Annotated in this window: 16 protein-coding genes; 7 read left to right on the forward strand and 9 right to left on the reverse strand. The window is 67.4% G+C overall.

Going from position 1 to position 17009, the window contains the following annotated elements; genetic code table 11:
- Positions 1-35 precede the first annotated feature (35 nt).
- The 7 genes from ODR01_RS11725 to ODR01_RS11755 all read right to left on the reverse strand — a co-directional run bounded on the left by ODR01_RS11725 (position 36) and on the right by ODR01_RS11755 (position 7933).
- Complete coding sequence (locus tag ODR01_RS11725) at positions 36-3524, reverse strand: tetratricopeptide repeat protein (RefSeq protein WP_316977844.1); 3489 nt, start codon at positions 3522-3524, stop codon at positions 36-38.
- A gap of 2 nt (positions 3525-3526) precedes the next feature.
- The gene (locus tag ODR01_RS11730) at positions 3527-4219 is read right to left on the reverse strand and encodes an OmpA/MotB family protein (protein WP_316977845.1); all 693 of its coding nucleotides are present in this window, start codon (positions 4217-4219) and stop codon (positions 3527-3529) included.
- Positions 4216-4923, reverse strand: a complete 708-nt coding sequence (locus ODR01_RS11735; RefSeq protein ID WP_316977846.1) for a flagellar motor protein MotB — start codon at positions 4921-4923, stop codon at positions 4216-4218. The genes ODR01_RS11730 and ODR01_RS11735 overlap by 4 nt, the downstream gene beginning before the upstream one ends.
- 86 nt (positions 4924-5009) lie before the next feature.
- Complete coding sequence (locus ODR01_RS11740; protein ID WP_316977847.1) at positions 5010-5762, reverse strand: MotE family protein; 753 nt, start codon at positions 5760-5762, stop codon at positions 5010-5012.
- An 18-nt stretch (positions 5763-5780) separates the two neighbouring features.
- The gene (locus ODR01_RS11745) at positions 5781-6215 is read right to left on the reverse strand and encodes a DUF6468 domain-containing protein (RefSeq protein ID WP_316977848.1); all 435 of its coding nucleotides are present in this window, start codon (positions 6213-6215) and stop codon (positions 5781-5783) included.
- 2 nt (positions 6216-6217) lie between these two features.
- Positions 6218-7342 carry a flagellar motor switch protein FliM gene (fliM, locus tag ODR01_RS11750; RefSeq protein WP_316977849.1) on the reverse strand — a complete coding sequence of 375 codons (1125 nt, stop codon included), beginning with the start codon at positions 7340-7342 and terminating at the stop codon, positions 6218-6220.
- Between the two features lie 42 nt (positions 7343-7384).
- Positions 7385-7933 (reverse strand): flagellar basal body-associated FliL family protein, encoded by a 549-nt coding sequence (locus ODR01_RS11755; protein WP_316977850.1) that lies wholly within the window; start codon positions 7931-7933, stop codon positions 7385-7387.
- A 297-nt stretch (positions 7934-8230) separates the two neighbouring features.
- Between ODR01_RS11755 and flgF the strand changes: the two genes are divergently transcribed.
- Genes flgF through flgH form a run of 4 tightly spaced genes read left to right on the forward strand, consistent with a single transcriptional unit; the run spans position 8231 to position 11562 of the window.
- The gene (gene flgF / locus ODR01_RS11760) at positions 8231-8968 is read left to right on the forward strand and encodes a flagellar basal-body rod protein FlgF (protein ID WP_316977851.1); all 738 of its coding nucleotides are present in this window, start codon (positions 8231-8233) and stop codon (positions 8966-8968) included.
- A 58-nt stretch (positions 8969-9026) separates the two neighbouring features.
- Entirely contained in the window at positions 9027-9812 is a 786-nt protein-coding gene (flgG, locus tag ODR01_RS11765; protein WP_316977852.1) for a flagellar basal-body rod protein FlgG, read from the forward strand.
- Positions 9813-9824: 12 nt separating this feature from the next.
- Positions 9825-10790 (forward strand): flagellar basal body P-ring formation chaperone FlgA, encoded by a 966-nt coding sequence (gene flgA, locus ODR01_RS11770; RefSeq protein WP_316977853.1) that lies wholly within the window; start codon positions 9825-9827, stop codon positions 10788-10790.
- 10 nt (positions 10791-10800) lie between these two features.
- Positions 10801-11562: a flagellar basal body L-ring protein FlgH gene (gene flgH / locus ODR01_RS11775; RefSeq protein WP_316977854.1), complete on the forward strand. Its 762-nt coding sequence runs from the start codon at positions 10801-10803 to the stop codon at positions 11560-11562.
- Positions 11563-11654: 92 nt separating this feature from the next.
- Here flgH and dksA read toward each other — a convergent pair whose 3' ends face one another.
- Positions 11655-12071, reverse strand: a complete 417-nt coding sequence (gene dksA, locus ODR01_RS11780; RefSeq protein ID WP_316977855.1) for an RNA polymerase-binding protein DksA — start codon at positions 12069-12071, stop codon at positions 11655-11657.
- Between the two features lie 166 nt (positions 12072-12237).
- The gene (locus ODR01_RS11785; RefSeq protein WP_316977856.1) at positions 12238-12672 is read right to left on the reverse strand and encodes a flagellar assembly protein FliX; all 435 of its coding nucleotides are present in this window, start codon (positions 12670-12672) and stop codon (positions 12238-12240) included.
- A gap of 326 nt (positions 12673-12998) precedes the next feature.
- Here ODR01_RS11785 and ODR01_RS11790 point away from each other — a divergent pair, with 326 nt between their 5' ends.
- The 3 genes from ODR01_RS11790 (at position 12999) to ODR01_RS11800 (ending at position 16905) form a co-directional block, all read left to right on the forward strand.
- Positions 12999-14039, forward strand: coding sequence for a Fe(3+) ABC transporter substrate-binding protein (locus ODR01_RS11790; protein WP_316977857.1), 1041 nt, complete (start codon positions 12999-13001; stop codon positions 14037-14039).
- A gap of 83 nt (positions 14040-14122) precedes the next feature.
- The gene (locus ODR01_RS11795; protein ID WP_316977858.1) at positions 14123-15847 is read left to right on the forward strand and encodes an ABC transporter permease; all 1725 of its coding nucleotides are present in this window, start codon (positions 14123-14125) and stop codon (positions 15845-15847) included.
- Positions 15844-16905 carry an ABC transporter ATP-binding protein gene (locus ODR01_RS11800; protein ID WP_316977859.1) on the forward strand — a complete coding sequence of 354 codons (1062 nt, stop codon included), beginning with the start codon at positions 15844-15846 and terminating at the stop codon, positions 16903-16905. Before ODR01_RS11795 ends, ODR01_RS11800 begins: the two co-directional genes overlap by 4 nt.
- Positions 16906-17009: the final 104 nt, after the last annotated feature.

A 17009-nucleotide genomic window follows, 5' to 3' on the forward strand; every position in this document is an offset into this window, starting at 1 on the left:
ATCCGGCCCCGCCGCCCCTCTCCGCCCGACCGGCGTCAGCTGGCCGGGGGGGTGGGTTTGGTGGCGAAAAGCTCGCTCAGCTTGTTGGTCTTCAGGCGGTCGCGGTAGTCGGTCATGAAGGACTGGAAGTTTTCGGCTTCCTTGACCTTTCCGGCCACCGTCTGATAGTCGATCACGCCCGTTTCGGTAGGGCTGGCGATGAGCCGGAAGGCGTCGGCGTAAGGGGATTCGGCCATCAGCGGACCAAAGTCGGTGCGGGCGCGGGTCAGGCCGCGCTCGTTGCCGCTGAGCGCCAGGGCGACGGTCAGCTTGAGGACCGCCAGGCCCTGCCGGTCGTCGAGCGGCTGCTTGAACGTGATGCCGGCCGCCTTGACCTGCCGCGCCAGAACCTGCGCCGCGTTGGCCCAATCCTGCTTGGCCCAGAAGATGTCCGCGCGGATGCGCTCGGCCTCGATCGACTCGTCCTTGTCGAGCAGGGCCAGCGCCTTGTCCGCCTGCCCCACCAGGACGGCGGCGCGGGCCCGCAAGTAGCGGCGCGCCGTCGCCAGATCGGCCGGAAGGCCGGGACTTTCGGTAACGTCGAGGGCGGTAAGCGCCCGTTCCGGCTCGTTGGCCATGAGGCGGATCACCGCCAGCCGGGTGCCCACCCGCGCCTTCTCGGGACCCTGGAGGCGGAATTCGATCTGCGATTCGAGCAACTCGGCGCCGCGTTCCAGGAGATCCACCGAAACCAGGCGGTCGGCCAGCTTGCGGATCATCTCGTCGCCCCGCGCACCGGCCGGGGTCAACTCCTTGAATTCCTCGTAAAGCGCGATCGCCGAAACCGGCGGCAGCGCATCGGCGCCGCCGTCGAGATAAAGCTTGGCGAACGAATCGGTCATTTCCTGGGTGACCAGCGGCGATTCCCGGTGCTCGCGGAAATAGGTGGCGGCCTGGCGCAACGTTCGCAGGCCGTTGCGATAATCGCCCGCCGCCAGATGGAGATGGCCGAGCCGGCGCAGCAGGCCGAATTCGAAGTCGTCGCCGCGCCAGACATAGCGAAGCTTCTCGTAGGTGCCGATCGCCTCGGCCGGCGTCGCCTTGTCCAGTTTCAGCAGCAATTCGGTGCGCGCGACCGCCGCCTTGGCGCGGCTGGGCAGGTGGGCGCCCCGTTCGGTCTCCTCCCATTTGCCGATCGCGCCGTCGAAATCGCCCGACAGCTCGGCGATGCGGCCCTGCACGTAGGCCATCTGCGCCCGGTGGCGCGGGTTGGGGTCTTCGACCGCCAGCAATTCGAGGAAATGGGCGGCCTGGCGGGTATCGCCGACCTCGACCGCCGTTTGCGCCACCGTCACGCCCAGCGGCATTTTCAGCGGATCGGGATAGCCGCGCACCACGCTTCCCAACTGGCGCAGCACGCGCGAGGCCTGAACGGCGTCGCCCTTGCGGGCAGCCAGCAGCGCCCGCCAGAAGGTCGCCTCGTCGTTGTTGTTGAGGCTGGGGTGGTACCAATCCTCCTCGGCCGCGGCCAGACGATCCATCAGGTAGTTGCCGGCCCCCCGCGTCGCCCGGAACCGGGGGTCCTCGGCGATGCCGGGGCGGGAGGTCGCCATGACATTGAGCACGCCCAGCGCGTCGGCGGCGAATCCGCGGGCCAGAAAGAAGGTGGCGAGATCGAAGCGGGCTTTTTCCTTCTCCAGCTCCTTGGCCGCCGCCGCCGCCTTGAGAAGCTGGTGCTTCTGCGCGACGAAGGCCGTCGGGGCGAGGTTCCGCCAGCGTTCGAAATCGAAGATCGTGGTCAGCGGTCCGCTTGAGGCCAGGGTGTTGGTGGCGGCCATCTCGCGCGAGACCGGGGTGATTTGCAGGCCGCCGCCGCTGGTCAGTTCGACGCCCTGGCGCAGGGCGCGGACGCGCAGGGTGTCGATGGCCGGCTGCACGACCACCCCCTGGATGGTCGGCAGAAGCCGGAGCTCCGGATATTCGTAAGGCACGCCCATTCCGTATCCCAGGGGAATGACCGGCACCACGATCAGGGTGTCGCCGACCTCGGGATCGTCGATCGCCAGCGCCGCGCCGGGCTCGGGAACCGGCAGGAACACCCGGGTGCCGGCCGACGGCGTGGTCTGGGCCAGGGCCTCGATCGGGGTCTGCGGCTGAAGGGGCTGTTTCACGAAGTCCAGCAGCCACGCCAGCCCGTTGCGGCGCACGCTGGGGTTGACGCCGGCCACGGTGTCGATACGCAGCACCGCCCCCTGCTCCACCGGCACCTGCTCCATGCCGCGGATAACGTTGCCCCCGACAGCCCGCAACGCCGCCACGTCAAACTTCTGGGGCCGGTCGAAGACCACCCACAGGATGTCGGCGCGGCGGAACACCGCCGCCGCCACCGGCTCGTTCCAATCGAAGCGCAGGGTCACCGCGCCGGCCGGCGCGGTCGTCGGCGCCGCCTTGGCGGGCCCGCCCGCCGGAACATTCGACAGCCCGATCGGAGTCGGCGTCAGCGTGCCGATGGCGGCCGGCTGTTCGGCCTCCGGTGCCGGCGGGTCGGCCAGGGAAGCGGGGGCGACCGGAACCAGCGGCGTCGGCCGCCCGGCGACCGGCGGCGGCGGCGACAGCGCGCTGCCCGGCGGCTTGACGGCCGCCAGGGCCATCGGCGGCGCGGCCGCCGGAGGAACCGGAGCGCCGCCAGCCTTGACCGGCGGCGCAACGGCCCCGGCGCCGCTTGCCGCGACGGCCGGAGAGGCGGCCTTCTGGGGGGACGGCGGCGTTCCCCGGGCGGGAGCCATGACGTCGACCACCACCTTGGTGCCGGATCGGAAATGCTTGATCTGCGAGGCCGCCGGCGTGCGCAGGACGACCTTCAGCCGGCCGCCTTCGAGGACGGATTCGGCGCCCTCGACGAACCGGGGCGGCCGCGCCCTCAAGGTGCCGAGATCCGGGCTCGCCGGCCGATCGAAGGTGATCGTGGCGGCGCCGCCGGCCTGGTCGACCGTATAGCCGACCGGGCGCGACCAGTCGAAGACGACGCGACTGTAACCTTCGTGTTCGCCCACGCGAACGCCGAGCGCCTCGCCACCCTGCGGGCCGGCCGGCGCCGGCCGCGCCGCCGTTGCCGGAGAAGGCGCCGCCGGAGATGCGGCGGGCGCGCCAGGGGCCTTCGCCGGCGGCTGGGCGGCGGCCTCCACCAAATCCAACACCACCGCGCTGCCGAGATCGAAGGCGCGCACCGTGAGATTGCCCACCGTCGCCAGCACCACCGAGCGGCCATCGGCGCCGACGTCGCCGGCGCGCACATAGGCCCCCAGCACCCGGACAACCCCGCCCAGATCGGTCTCGATCGGGCGGCCGAAACGGATCACCACCCGCGATCCCTCGGATTCGGCGGTATAGGGAACCGGCGTCGGCCAGTTGAAGACGATGCGCCCGAAGCCTTCGTGCGGCGCCGCGCGGACGGTCACCGGTTCGGCCCGGGCCGCCACGGCCAGGACCAGGGACATCCCCATCCCCAGCCACAACGGCGCCCAGCGGTTGCGTCGTCCCGACATGTCTAGTCTCCGACCGTCGGGAAGATGACGATGTCGACCCGCCCGGCCGGCATGCCGGCCAGCTGCTTGATCCGGCTGTCGGCGTAGCCGTAGGCGACGATGTCCTCGCCATAGCCGGAACGCTTCAACGCGTTGGCGACGGTGGCGGCGCGCGCCAGGGACAGTTCCCAGTTGGAGGCGTAGGCGCCCCCGGGCGGCGTGGAATCCGTATAGCCGTTGACGCCGATCTGGTTGCCCACGTTGCGCAGCACCCCGCCAAGAACGAAGAGAGCCTGCCGGCCCTGCTCCGAAAACCCGGCCTCGCCGGGCTCGAACGCCAGGTCGCCGGCCAGGGCGACGATCAGGCGGTCCTCGAGGCCCAGGACGCGGCTGTGCGCCAATCCCTCATCCCGGCGCACCACGTCTTCCAGGACGGCGCCGAGATAATCGAGGTTGACGGCCCGCTTGAGGGAAAGCGTGGCGATGTTGTAGGGCGCCACCGGCACCGGATCGACCTTCTCGCGCGCCGGATTGAGGGTTTCGGACAAGGCATCGACCATTTCCTTCCAGCGGTCGACCTGCACGCTCGACATCGAGAACAGCAGCACGAAGAAGGTCAGCATCAACGACACCAGGTCGGTGAAAATGACCATCCAGCCGCGGTTCGGCGGCGGGGCGTCGGGAAATTCGTCAAGGCCGGGCGCCAGTCTGGTCATCGTCCGGCCTCCTGGCGCCGGGCCGCGCGGTCGAATTCCAGGCGGACCTCGTCCGCGGGGCGCACGAAGAATCGCATGACGATCTCGCCGGGGTTCCCCGGCCGCACGCCGACCGCGATCGAATCGGGTGGCGCACCGCGCGCCGACATGGCCCGGGCGAAGGCGCCGGCCCGGGTGGATTCCAGCGTTCCGGAAACGGCCAGCAGGCCGTCCGGCGCCGGAACGCTGCCGATGAGGAATTCCATGTCGTAGTGCAGACCGGGGGTGACCACGCTGAGCGAGGCCACGATGCGATCCAGGAGCGGGATGTGGGCCTCGCGGATCTCGGCGGTCCCCGAAAGGAACAGGGAATCGGAGGCCATCACCGCCCGCATGAGGCGGCCCGGCTGCACGACCTCCACCCGGGCGACGCGGATGGGCGAGGAAAAGACGGCGCCGATCTGCTCCTGGAAAGCCTGCGCGGCGAGGAAATCCCCCTCTTTCGAGGCGAAGGCGGTGAGTTCGCCGCTGGGCGCCAGCAGCGAGGCGAAGGTGGAGGTCAGGCTGTCCATCACGGCACGGCTTTTGATCTTTTCGAACGAGGACATGGAGACCAGCACGATGAAAAAAGCCAGCATCAGGACATAAAGCGAGAGGAACAGCGCCGTCGTATGATGGGCTGCGCTTTCGGGTTGCGGCCGCTGAAGGGTTTCAAACTCGTCCATCTCGGATCAATGCGTCACGCTCTTTGCCCGGCCGACGACAACCGTTGGTATCGCCTGCGACCGGCGCGAGAAGGCGAACACCGGCTTCAGCCGCCGGCCGCCGCGGACTGCGGCAATTGCCGCCGCCGGGCCAGGTCCACCGTGACGTCCCTGGCCTTGCTGGGGTCCATGTTCGCCATGATGGGCGCCAGGCTGCGTTCCTTCATGCGCTCGGCCACCAGCAACAGGGTGTCCATGTCCAGCTCCTCGAAAATGCGGGCGGCGTCCTTGGGCTTCATGTTCTCGTAGATCTTGACCAGGCTTGCCACCTTGGCCGCCTGCTGTTCGCTGTAGGTGGCGATCAGCTTTTCGACGGTGGCCTGCAGCAGCTTCATCTCCTGGACCTTCTTGTCGATCCGCGATTCCGCCGCCTTCAGAAGCCCTTCGCGCATGTTGATCTCGCGCTCGCGCGTTTCGATGGTCTCGCGGCGCACGGCCAACTGTTGCAGCAGGTCGATTTCCGACTGCGTCAGCAGGGTGGGATCGTCGACCCTGAGGGTGGCGGGAGCCTCGGCAACCGGAGTGCCCGTCGCCGGTCCGGCGACCCCCGCGAGCGGGGTGTCCTTGACCGGCGTGGCCTTGCCGAGCGGCGCGCCGGCGGCCGGCAACTGCGCGGCCGGAGACGGCGCGGCGGGCGCCTTGGCGCCCGGCTGCTGGGCCTCGGCGCCAGCCACAGAAATGGCCCCCACCAGCATGCCGTCGAGACCTTCCCAGATGTGGCCGATCTTGACCGTCAGCATGAGGGCGGCGGCAAAGATGGTGACGGGAAGAAACCGGAAGCGAACGAAAAAGCGGATCATGAGAAAGGTTCCTTTCCGTCAGCGGGCGGCGCGCAGGGCTTTGATCAGCTCGCGTTCGGCGTCCGACTTCACGTCGTCGGCCGGGGCGGCGGCCCGGCCGCTCCCCTTGGCGGGCGTACGGGGCTGATCGGCCGGCGCTTCCTTGCGTGCCTCGCGCACCAGCGATTCCAGGCGGTCGGCCGTGCTGCCGCCCCGCTCGGTCAGGAAGGCCAGATCGTCGCGCAGGCCCTGGGCCCGGTCGATCCGCTCCTTGAGGTCGTCGGCGGTGGCCTTCAGCCGGGTGATGCTTTCCTCGGCGCGCATCGTCGAATCGACGAACTTGGCGGCCAGCTTCTCCAGCGCCAGCTTGTCCTGGCGCATGGTGCGCAGCCGGCGATTCAGCATCACCGTATAGCTGATGGTCACCACCAGAAGACCCGCAACCAGTATTTCAAGAACCAGCGAAAAGCCCACGGTTACGAATTCTCCCTCGTTTTCTGCGGCACCCGGTCGTCGATGCGCACCGCAACATGGTCGCCCTTGCGGCCCATGCCACCGTAATACATCGAGACGTCGCCGCACTTGAGCTGAACCTTCGAATCCGGCGAAGCGTTGAGCATGATGCGCGAGCCGACCCGCCAGTGGAAAACTTCCCTCAGGCGCATGACCTGCTCGTCCAGCACCGCGTCCAGGTCGACGTCGGTCAGCCACAGTTCCTCGGCCAAATGGGTTTCCCAGATCGAGTCGCGGCCGAACTTCTCGCCCATGAACATCTGCAACAGCAGTTCGCGGACGGGTTCCAGCGTGGCGTAGGGAATCAGCAGTTCCATGCGCCCGCCGCGATCCTCCATGTCGATCCTGAGCTTGGCGACGATGGCGGCGTTCGACGGCCGCGAAATGGTGGCGAACCGCGGGTTGGTTTCCAGGCGATCGAAGCGGAAAGTCACCGGGCTCAGGGGTTCGAAGGCGGCGGAAAGATCGCCCAGGGCGACGTGCACCATGCGCTCGACCAGGCTGCGTTCGATGGTGGTGTAGGGCCGCCCCTCGATGCGCATGGCGGCAGTGCCGCGCCGGCCGCCGAGCAGAACGTCGACGATGGAATAGATGAGGGCCGAATCGACGGTGATCAGGCCGTAGTTGTCCCATTCCTCGGCCTTGAAGACGCTGAGCATGGCCGGCAACGGAATGGAGTTGAGGTAATCGCCGAAGCGGATCGAGGCGATATTGTCGAGGGACACCTCGACGTTGTCCGACGTGAAGTTGCGCAAGGACGTCGACATCATGCGCACCAGGCGGTCGAACACCACTTCCAGCATCGGCAGGCGCTCGTAGGACACCAGCGCGCTGTTGAGGATCGCCTGGATGCCCGAACGGCCGCCCTCCTCGCCATGGCCTTCGTCGAAGCCGAGCAGGCTGTCGATTTCGTCCTGGTTCAGGACCCGGGTCGACTGCCCACCGGCGGCCATCTCGTCGGCCGACGCCTCGTCGTCGTCACCGCCGGCGACCATCGCCTCCCACTCGTCGGCGAGCGCGTCCTGGTCGTCGCCGTCTCCGCTTTCGGTCGGCTGGCCGGTGTTGGTCTCGTCCGCAGGCACGGTCATCGCTTCCGCATCCTCTGATCGCCTCGCCCTATGGCGCGGCGGCTAATTGACAAGCATTTCCTTGAACAGAACGTCATTGACCGGGGTAGGCGCCACGGCGACGCCCACCCGGGCCAGCAGTTCCTCGCGCAAGCGGTACATCCCGGCCGAACCCTTCAAATCCTCGATCCTGAGTTCGCGCAGGAAGACGTTGAAGGCGTCCATGATGCGCGTCATCTGCGCCTCGACCTTGGGGATGTCCTGGCCGTTCGGCAGTTCCAGGCTGACGCGCATCTTCAGAAAGGTCGACTTGGTGCGGCTGCCGGTGTTCAGGTTGACCAGAATCTCGGGCAGATCGAGGTACACCACGCCCACCGGGCCGGTGCCCTCCTCGGATGACGCCTTTTCCGCCGGCTCGCCGGTGACCATCGCCACCACCGGATCGAGAAGCCCGGTGAACCAAGCGCCAGCCACCCCGCCGATCACCACCAGGAGGGCGGCGCCGATGATGATGAACAGCGTCTTCTTGCCCTTCTTCTTGGCCGGCGACCCGTCGCTTTCGCCAGCGTCGTCGGTTTCCTCTGCGTCGATTTCCTCGAGATCTTCGGCCATACCACAAACCCGCTACAGGTGAGACCCACCTTCGCTGCCCACATTGATTGCCCACGACGCACCTTAAGGGGGCTTAGTTAATAAGTCGTTGAAGGAGGCGGCGGGCGGGACAAAGGCCCCCGTCGGCGGGCAATAACTGCCGGGCAACGAACGGAAACAGGCACCAAAAACGCCGGGAGAACGGCCGCCGGGACGACATCCAATCCATTGAATATAAAAGGATTTCGTTCTTGGCATGGGCCATGCATGAACGGGACCGGGCATTTGTGGACACTCTTTCGGTTTGGGACCGCGGAAATGGAAAACACCTCATTCGTTGCACTCTCCCGTCAGGCGACCCTGCGCCGGCAGTTGAGCGTCATCGCCAACAATCTCGCCAACATGAACACCACCGGCTACAAAAGCGAACACATGATGTTCATGGAACATCCGGTTCGCAGCCGCGGCGGCGAGCGCATCATGGGCGACAAGGTTTCCTACGTCCGGGACATCGCCACCGTCCGCGACTTCCAGGAAGGCTCCTTCCGGGAAACCGGAAACCCCCTGGATATGGCCATTCACGGCGACGGCTACTTCGTCGTCCAGACGGAAAACGGCGAACGCTACACGCGCAACGGCCGCTTCCAGCTGGACGATGCCGGACAGCTCGTCACCCAGCAAGGCGATCCGGTGCTCGCCGACGGCGGCCAGCCGTTCTTTTTCGCCCCCGGCGATGCCGACATCCACGTGACGCGCGACGGCACCATTTCGACGCGCAACGGCCCGCTGGGCCGGCTCGGGATCGTCAACTTCGACAACCCCCACGAATTGAAGGAAGTCTCCGGCGGGCTGTTCACCGCCGAGACGGTGCCCGTCGAAGCGGAGCAACGCGACGTCGTGCAGAACATGCTGGAAAGCTCCAACGTCGAGCCGATCGTCGAGATGACCCGCCTGATCGACGTGAACCGCAATTACAAGGAAGCCTACAAATTGATTGAGACCGAGGACGAGCGGATGAAGAAGATGATCCGCGAACTCGCCAGCACCTCGGTCTGATCCGGAAAGGCTGCGCAAAAGCGCGCCCGACGGCCAAGAATCGGAAAGGACGAAAATCATGAGAGCTTTGGACATCGCAGCGACCGGAATGATGGCGCAGGAGCGCAACGTCTCGGTCATCTCGAACAACCTGGCGAACATGAACACGACGGCCTACAAGCGCCGGCGCACCGAGTTCCACGACCTGCTGTACCAGAACCTGCGACGGGTCGGCAGCACGTCGTCGGACGCCGGCACGGTGGTCCCGACCGGCGTGCAGATGGGCCTCGGCGTCAAGCTGGCCGCCGTCTATCGCATTCACGAGCAAGGCAACCTGAACGCCACCGACAACACCTTCGACCTGGCCGTCCAGGGGCCCGGCTTCTTCCAGGTGGAACTGCCGACCGGCGAAACCGCCTACACGCGTGACGGTTCCTTCCAGTTGAACGCCGACGGCGAGATCGTCACCCACGACGGCTATGCCCTGCAGCCCGGCATCACGGTGCCCAACAACGCCATGGACGTCACCGTCAACGAAAGCGGCGAGGTGCTGGTGAAGATCGATGGACAGACGGCCCTGCAGAACGTCGGCCAGATCCAGCTCGCCGTCTTCCAGAACGACGCCGGCCTCGAAGCGGTCGGCGACAACCTGTTGCTGGAAACGCCCGCCTCCGGCCGTCCCACCGTCGGCAACCCCGCCGCCATCAACTTCGGCTCGGTACTCCAGGGCTTCCTCGAAACCTCCAACGTCAACGCGGTGGAGGAGATCACCGAGATGATCTCGGCCCAGCGCGCCTTCGAAATGAACGCCAAGGTGGTGACGACGGTCGACGACCTGCTCAACACCGTCAGCGGCCTTAGGTAGGGAGGACGGATCATGAGGTTGGGAACCATCCTGTTGATCGCCGCCGCCTGGGGCTGCGCGCTTGCGGCGCCTGCGGCACTCGCCGAAACCACCGACCAGGTCGTCCTGCGCCAATCGGTCACGGTCGACGACAACCTGATCAAGCTGGGCGACCTGTTCATCGGCGCCGGCGCCAACGCCGACGTCGGCGTCGCCTATGCGCCGGCCCCCGGCAAGCGGGCCATCTTCGACAGCCAGTGGCTCTACCGGGTGGCCAACGCCTATGGCCTGGCGTGGCGGCCCATGAGCCTGCAGGACCAGGCGGTGGTTCAGCGGGCCAGCACGGTGATCGGCCGCGACGAAATCGAGAACCGCATCCTGGACGCGCTGTCGGGCAACGGCATCGGGCCCGACGCCCAGGTCGAGTTGACCAACCACGCCTTCCGCGTCTACGTCGCCGAGGGCGCCAACACCCTGATCGACGTCGAGGACATGGTCTTCGACCCGCGCACCCGCCGCTTCACCACGGTGATCGCGGTTTCCCCCGACGGCGCCGGCACCCAGCGCTTCCGGCTGGCCGGGCGGATCCACGACGTGCGCGACGTCCCGGTCCTGACCCATCGCGTCCTGCCCGGCGAAGTCATCAAGGCGAGCGACCTCGAAACCATCCCGGCGCGGGCCAGCCAGATGCGGCGCGACACCATCGTCGAGGTCGAGGACCTGATCGGCAAGTCGCCGAAGCGGGCGCTGCCCCAGGGCCGCGCGATTGCCATGAGCGAAGTCCAGGACCCCATCCTGGTGCCGAACCGGGGCCTGGTTACCATTCTTTACCAGCGCCCGCGGATGACGCTGACCGCCAAGGGCCGCGCCATGCAGGACGGCGCCAACGGCGATGTCATCCGCATCTCCAACGTCCAGAGCAACATGGTCATCGAGGCCGTGGTCGTCGGTCCCCACATGGTGACCGTCACCGCCTCGGACCGGACGCTGATCAACTAGGAGTCACGCCATGACCCGCCATCCGGCCATGCGAACCGTCCAGATCGCCGCCCTCGCAGCCGTCATTGCCGCCGTCGCCGGCTGCAACACCCTGACCGAACTCTCCGAGGTCGGCGACGGGCCGAAGCTTTCGCAGATCGAAAACCCGACGGCCAAGCCCGACTACAAGCCGGTCAACCTGCCGCTGCCCGCCGCCCAGCCGGCCGACCACAACCCGAATTCCCTGTGGCGGCCCGGCGCCAAGGCCTTCTTCAAGGACACCCGGGCCAAGGACATCGGCGACATCCTGACCGTCAAGCTCAACCTCAAGGACAGCGCCACCTGGGACAACAAGACCGAACGCGACCGCAAGGACAGCGAGGATACCGACGTCACCGCCCTGCTGGGCCTTGAGGCCGAGTTCAGCAAGGTCCTGCCGGAAGCCGTCAACCCGGCCTCCATGCTGAGCTTCGGCAACACCCACAAGACCTCGGGCGACGGCTCCATCGAGAGGAGCGAGACCCTGGAGGTGACGTTCGCCGCCATCGTCACCCAGATCCTGCGCAACGGCCACCTCGTCATCCTCGGCCGCCAGGAAGTGCGGGTGAACGCCGAACTGCGCGAACTGATGGTGATGGGCGTCATCCGCCCCGAAGATATCGATTCGGACAATTCGATCCCCCACGAGAAGATCGCCGAAATGCGGGTCGCCTATGGCGGGCGCGGCACGCTCAGCAATCTGCAGCAGCCGCGTTGGGGCACGCAGATCTGGGACATCCTCTTCCCCTTCTAGGGCGGTAGAGGTTCCCCCCAAAAGCGAAAGGCCGATGCGACGCATCGGCCTTTTTGCTTTGACGGCTCGGCGCCGCCGGGCGGCACGGCCGTTCAATCGTCGCGGTGGGTCCGCTCCATGCGTTCGTGGCGCTCCTGGGCTTCCAGGCTGTAGGTGGCGATCGGCCGGGCCTCCAGGCGCGAGATGGCGATCGGCTCCGCGGTCTCTTCGCAGTAGCCGTACGTGCCGTTCTCGATCCGCTCCAGCGCCTCGTCGATCTTGCTGATCAGCTTGCGGGCGCGATCGCGGGTCCGAAGCTCCAGGGAACGGTCGGTCTCGGCGGAGGCCCGATCGGCGATATCGGGCGCCAAAAGCCCGCCCTCCTGGAGATGCTGGAGGGTTTCCGTCGAGGCGTCCAGCAGTTCGTTCCGCCAGCCGATCAGCTTACGGCGGAAGTATTCGCGCATTCGGGGATTCATGAAGGCTTCGTCTTCAGAGGGCTTGTAGTCGGGAGGAAGTATCACGGTCATTTTTTCCCGCACCCAGGTCTGCTCGAAATTGGGCCGGAATATAGGGGTCCGGCCATGCCCCTGCAAGACCCCATCGCACGAAGAAGTCGCGGCGACAGAAGATTGAATTTCCTGTAAAATTTTAGAGGAATCGGACGAAACGCGAACGGCATGGAAATCCGCAGGGTCAAACCACGCGCGTAAGCTTGGCAATTTCGACCTTCGCCCGGAGCTCGATCTCGTCGATGATTTCCTTCAGGCGCGGGTCGTCTGTCTGCCCCCGCTGGGCCCGGAGCGCATGGGCCAGATCGGCCAGCTTGTCCTTGGGAATCGCCCCCACCAGGATATCCCGGCGCAGCGCCTCGAGGCGGTCCAGCAGGTCGTCGCCATACTGGCGGGCCAAGCCGCGCGAGCGTTCCTGGGGCGCGTCCGGCACCTCCTGGACGGCCAGGATCGATTCGACGGTTCCCACGGCGTGCGTCTCGACGGGCGCCGCGGGGGCCGAGGCCTCCGCCGCGCCGAACAGTTCGTGGGCGAATTCGCTGTCTCCCGTCTCCGACGACTTTTTCTTGCGCGCCGTCGATGGGGTCGCCTTGGTGGATCCGACATTCGAGATCTTCATAGGCGTCGCGGTCTCTCAACAGGACAGATTTGCCAGTATATACCGGCCCGAGGGTTAAGAAGGCGTAAATCGGCCGCCGCCGCCCGCCTGCCCCGCGGCGCGGCCGGGAAAAGCCGAAAAGCGCGGGCCCTACTTGAAAATGCGTCTCATTTTCCCCACTTGCTGGGCGCGTTCCGCCACCGGACGGGGAATCGACGCAACCGGCGCCGATCGAGGTTTTCGTGGCGGACCGTTCAGCCGACCGCCCCACCAGCCAGCCACCGAGTTTCTCCACGAGGCAGCCAGCAAATGGGAAAGCAACCATTGATGCTGCAAGGAGAGACATCGTGACCCTGCAAAAGAGCCTTCGGACCGCCGGAGCTGTCGTTTCGGCCGTCATCGGCGCGGCGGCCCTCGCCTCACAGGCCATGGCCGCCGGGGAGGTCAACCTCTATTCGTTCCGCCAGCCGTTCCTCATCGAACCGATGTTGAAGGAATTCACCCGCCAGAGCGGCATCGCCGTCAACGTCGTCTACGCCGAGAACGGCGTTCTCGAACGGATCAAGGCGGAAGGGCCGAACAGCCCGGCCGACGCCGTGCTGACGGTCGACATCGGCCGCCTGCACGACCTGGTCGAGGCGGAGATCCTGCAACCCGTCAAGTCGGCGGTGCTGGAGGCGAACATTCCGGCCCAGTACCGCCATCCGGACGGCTTGTGGTTCGGCCTGACCAGCCGGGCCCGCATCGTCTTCGCCAGCAAGGACCGCGTCCGCACCGACGAGGTCCGCTCGTACGAGGATCTGGCTGCGCCCCACATGAAGGGGCGCGTCTGCTCGCGCTCGGGCAAGAGCGACTACAACATCTCCCTGCTGGCCTCGATCGTCGCCCACAAAGGCGAGCAGGCCGCCCGCGAATGGCTGGCCGGAGTCAAGGCCAACCTCGCCCGCAAGCCGCAGGGCAATGACCGCTCGCAGGCCAAGGCGATCATGGAAGGCGTCTGCGACGTGGCGCTGGCCAACACCTATTACATGGGCCAGATGCTGAGCGACAAAAACCCCGAACAGAAGGCCTGGGCCGAGGCAGTACGCATCGTCTTCCCCAACCAGGACGAGCGCGGAACCCACGTCAACTTGAGCGGCGCAGCGCTGGTGCGGGGCGCCAAGAACCGGGACAACGCCGTCAGGCTCATCGAATTCCTGAGCGGCGACGACGCCCAGAAGCTGTACGCCAAGGCCAACATCGAATACCCGGTCAAGGCCGGGGTGCCGCTCGATCCGCTGGTCGAATCGTGGGGCCCGTTCAAGGCCGACGCCGTCGAGCTGGCCCGGGTCGCCAAGTTCCGTCCGCTGGCGGCGCGCCTCGTCGATCAGGTGGGCTTCGACCTTTAGGACTTGAACATTGCGGACTGTCGCCGCCGCTCCGGCTCCGGGGCGGCGGCGATGGCCGGCAGCCGCCGGCTCCGGCGCGAGAGATGGAAAGAAGGACCCCCGTCTTGGAACTGGCCCGCACCGACCCCGGCGTCATCTCGCGCACCACCGCCGTCCCGCGCCTCGACGGCTGGACGACGGGGGCGCTCCTGGTCGCCGGCCTGATCGCCATGCCGATCGTCGCCGTCATCGCCCTGGCCGTCGCCCCCAGCGACGACATCTGGCGCCATCTCGCGGCGACCGTGTTGCCGCACTACCTGGCCACCACCGCCGTCCTGGCGGCGGGAGTGGGCGCCGGCACGCTGATCGTCGGCGTCGGCGCCGCGTGGCTGGTGACCATGTGCCGCTTTCCCCTGCGGGGGATCTTCGAGTGGGCCCTGCTGCTGCCGCTCGCCGTTCCCAGCTACGTCGTCGCCTATGTCTACACCGACATCCTGGAATACGCCGGGCCGCTGCAGGCGGCCTTGCGCGACCTCTTCGGGTGGACGTCGCGGCGGGACTACTGGTTTCCCGAGATCCGCTCGCTGGGCGGCGCCATCGCCATGATGACGCTGGTTCTCTACCCCTACGTCTATCTCCTGGCGCGGGCCGCCTTTCTCGAACAGTCGGTGTGCGTGCTCGAGGTCAGCCGCACCCTTGGCAAGGGCCCGTGGCAAAGCTTCGCCCGAGTGGCGCTGCCGCTGGCCCGGCCGGCCATCGTCATCGGTGTGACGCTGGTGGTGATGGAAACGCTCAACGATTTCGGGACGGTCGACTTTTTCGCCGTCGCCACCTTGACCACCGGTATCTACGACGTCTGGCTGAACATGAACAGCGCCGCCGGCGCCGCCCAGCTGGCTGCGCTGACGCTGGGCATCGTCGCGCTCTTGATCGCCGCCGAGCGGTGGGCCCGCCGGAAGCGGCGCTTCCACCACACCACGCCCCGCTACCGGGCGCTGGCCACCGTTCCGCTTTCCCCGGCGCGGGCGGCGCTGGCGTTCCTCGCCTGTCTGGCCCCGGTGGTCTTGGGATTCCTGATCCCGGCCACCCGGCTTCTGGGCTTCGCGCTCGATCACCGCCCGGGCCCGGGAACCGGCCGCTTCCTGGAACTTGCCGCCAACAGCCTTCTGCTGGCCTCGATCACCGCCGGATTGGCCGTGCTGATCGGCCTTTTTCTCGCCTACGGGATCAGGGTAAGCCGCAACCGCTGGCTGCCGGCGGCCATCCGCTTCGCCAGCATCGGCTACGCCATTCCCGGCGCCGTTCTGGCGGTCGGCGTCGTGGTCTCGCTGGCGGCCTGGGACAACGCCGTCGACGCCGTCGCCCGGACTTGGTTCGGGCTTTCTCCCGGCCTGCTGCTGAGCGGCACCGTCCTCGCCATGGTGTTCGGCTATCTGGTCCGCTTCATGGCCCTGTCTTTCGGCGCCATCGAGGCCAGCCTCGGCAAGGTCACGCCCAGCATGGACGGGGCCGCCCGGACGCTGGGTCACACGCCGTTCTCGGTCTTAAGACGCGTCCACCTGCCGCTTCTCAGGGGCAGCCTTCTGACCGCCGCCATCCTGGTCTTCGTCGACTGCATGAAGGAACTGCCGCTGACCCTGCTGCTGCGTCCCTTCAATTTCGAGACGCTGGCCACCAACGTCCATCAGCTGGCCTCGGCGGAACTGCTGGAACAGTCGGCGCCGGGCGCGCTGGCCATCGTCGCCGCCGGCATCCTGCCGGTCATCGCGCTCAGCCGCACCATCCGCCGCTCCCGCCCCGGGCAGGGGGCATCCGGAAGCCGGCCATGAGCGGTTTCGGCATGGAAGGCATCGTCCACGCGTTCGGCGGCCAGCCGGTGGTCGCCGGCGCGACGCTCGACGTCAAGCGGGGCGAACTCGCCTGCCTGCTCGGCCCGTCGGGCTGCGGCAAGACCACCCTGCTGCGGCTGGCGGCCGGGCTGGAGCGGCTGCAGCGCGGCCGGGTCGTCATCGACGGCGAGGTGGTGGCGAACGCCGCCGACGGCCGCCACGTTCCCCCGGAGAAGCGCCGTGTCGGGCTGATGTTCCAGGACTATGCGCTGTTCCCCCACCTGACGCTGGCCGAGAACATCCGCTTCGGTCTGGACAAGGCCTCCGCCGCCCCCGCCTTTCGGGTGGAGGAGGCGATGGAGCGGGTCGGCCTGGCGCCCTTCGCCGAGGCCTATCCCCACACGCTGTCCGGCGGCCAGCAGCAGCGCGTCGCCCTGCTTCGCGTGCTGGCTCCCGGTCCCCGCGTCCTTTTGCTCGACGAGCCATTCTCCGACCTCGACGTCAACCGCCGCGTCCAGGTCCGCGAGTCGACCCTGGAATTGTTGAAGGAATCGGGCGCGGCCACCCTGATGGTCACCCACGACCCCGAGGAAGCCATGTTCATGGCCGACCGCATCCTGGTGATGAACGGCGGGCGCATCGTCCAGTCGGGATCGCCCTTCGACACCTATTTCCACCCCGCCGACGCCTTCGTGACCGAACTGTTCGGACCGGTCAACCGGTTGCCCGGCGTCGTGCGCGGGCACGCGGTCGAGACGCCCCTCGGCCGCTTCGAGGCCCCCGGCATCGCCGACGGCATTCCGGTCGACGTCCTGGTCCGCGTCGAGGGCCTGGTCGTGGGAGCGGACGGCGCGGCCGACGGGGCGCCACCAGTTGCCGCCCGGATCGTGTCCTCGCGCCTGCTCGGCCGGTCGAGCCATCTCAGCCTGCGGGTTCCGGCCGGAAACGGCGAGGAGATCGCCCTGCAATGCCGGGTGCCCGGCATCCTGCCGCTCCACCCCGGCGAGACGGTGCAAATCGGCGTCGATCGCGGCCAGAGCTTCGTCTTCCCCGCCTGAGGTCGCCGCGCCCGGCACGGCAAAACTTGCAGGCCGACCGGCCCGCCGCGACCAAAAGGGTCCGCCGGCCTTCCCGCAGGGTGCCTTCTGTTATCCTTGAAAAT

The organism is Shumkonia mesophila (assembly GCF_026163695.1).
Lineage (GTDB): Bacteria > Pseudomonadota > Alphaproteobacteria > Rhodospirillales > Shumkoniaceae > Shumkonia > Shumkonia mesophila.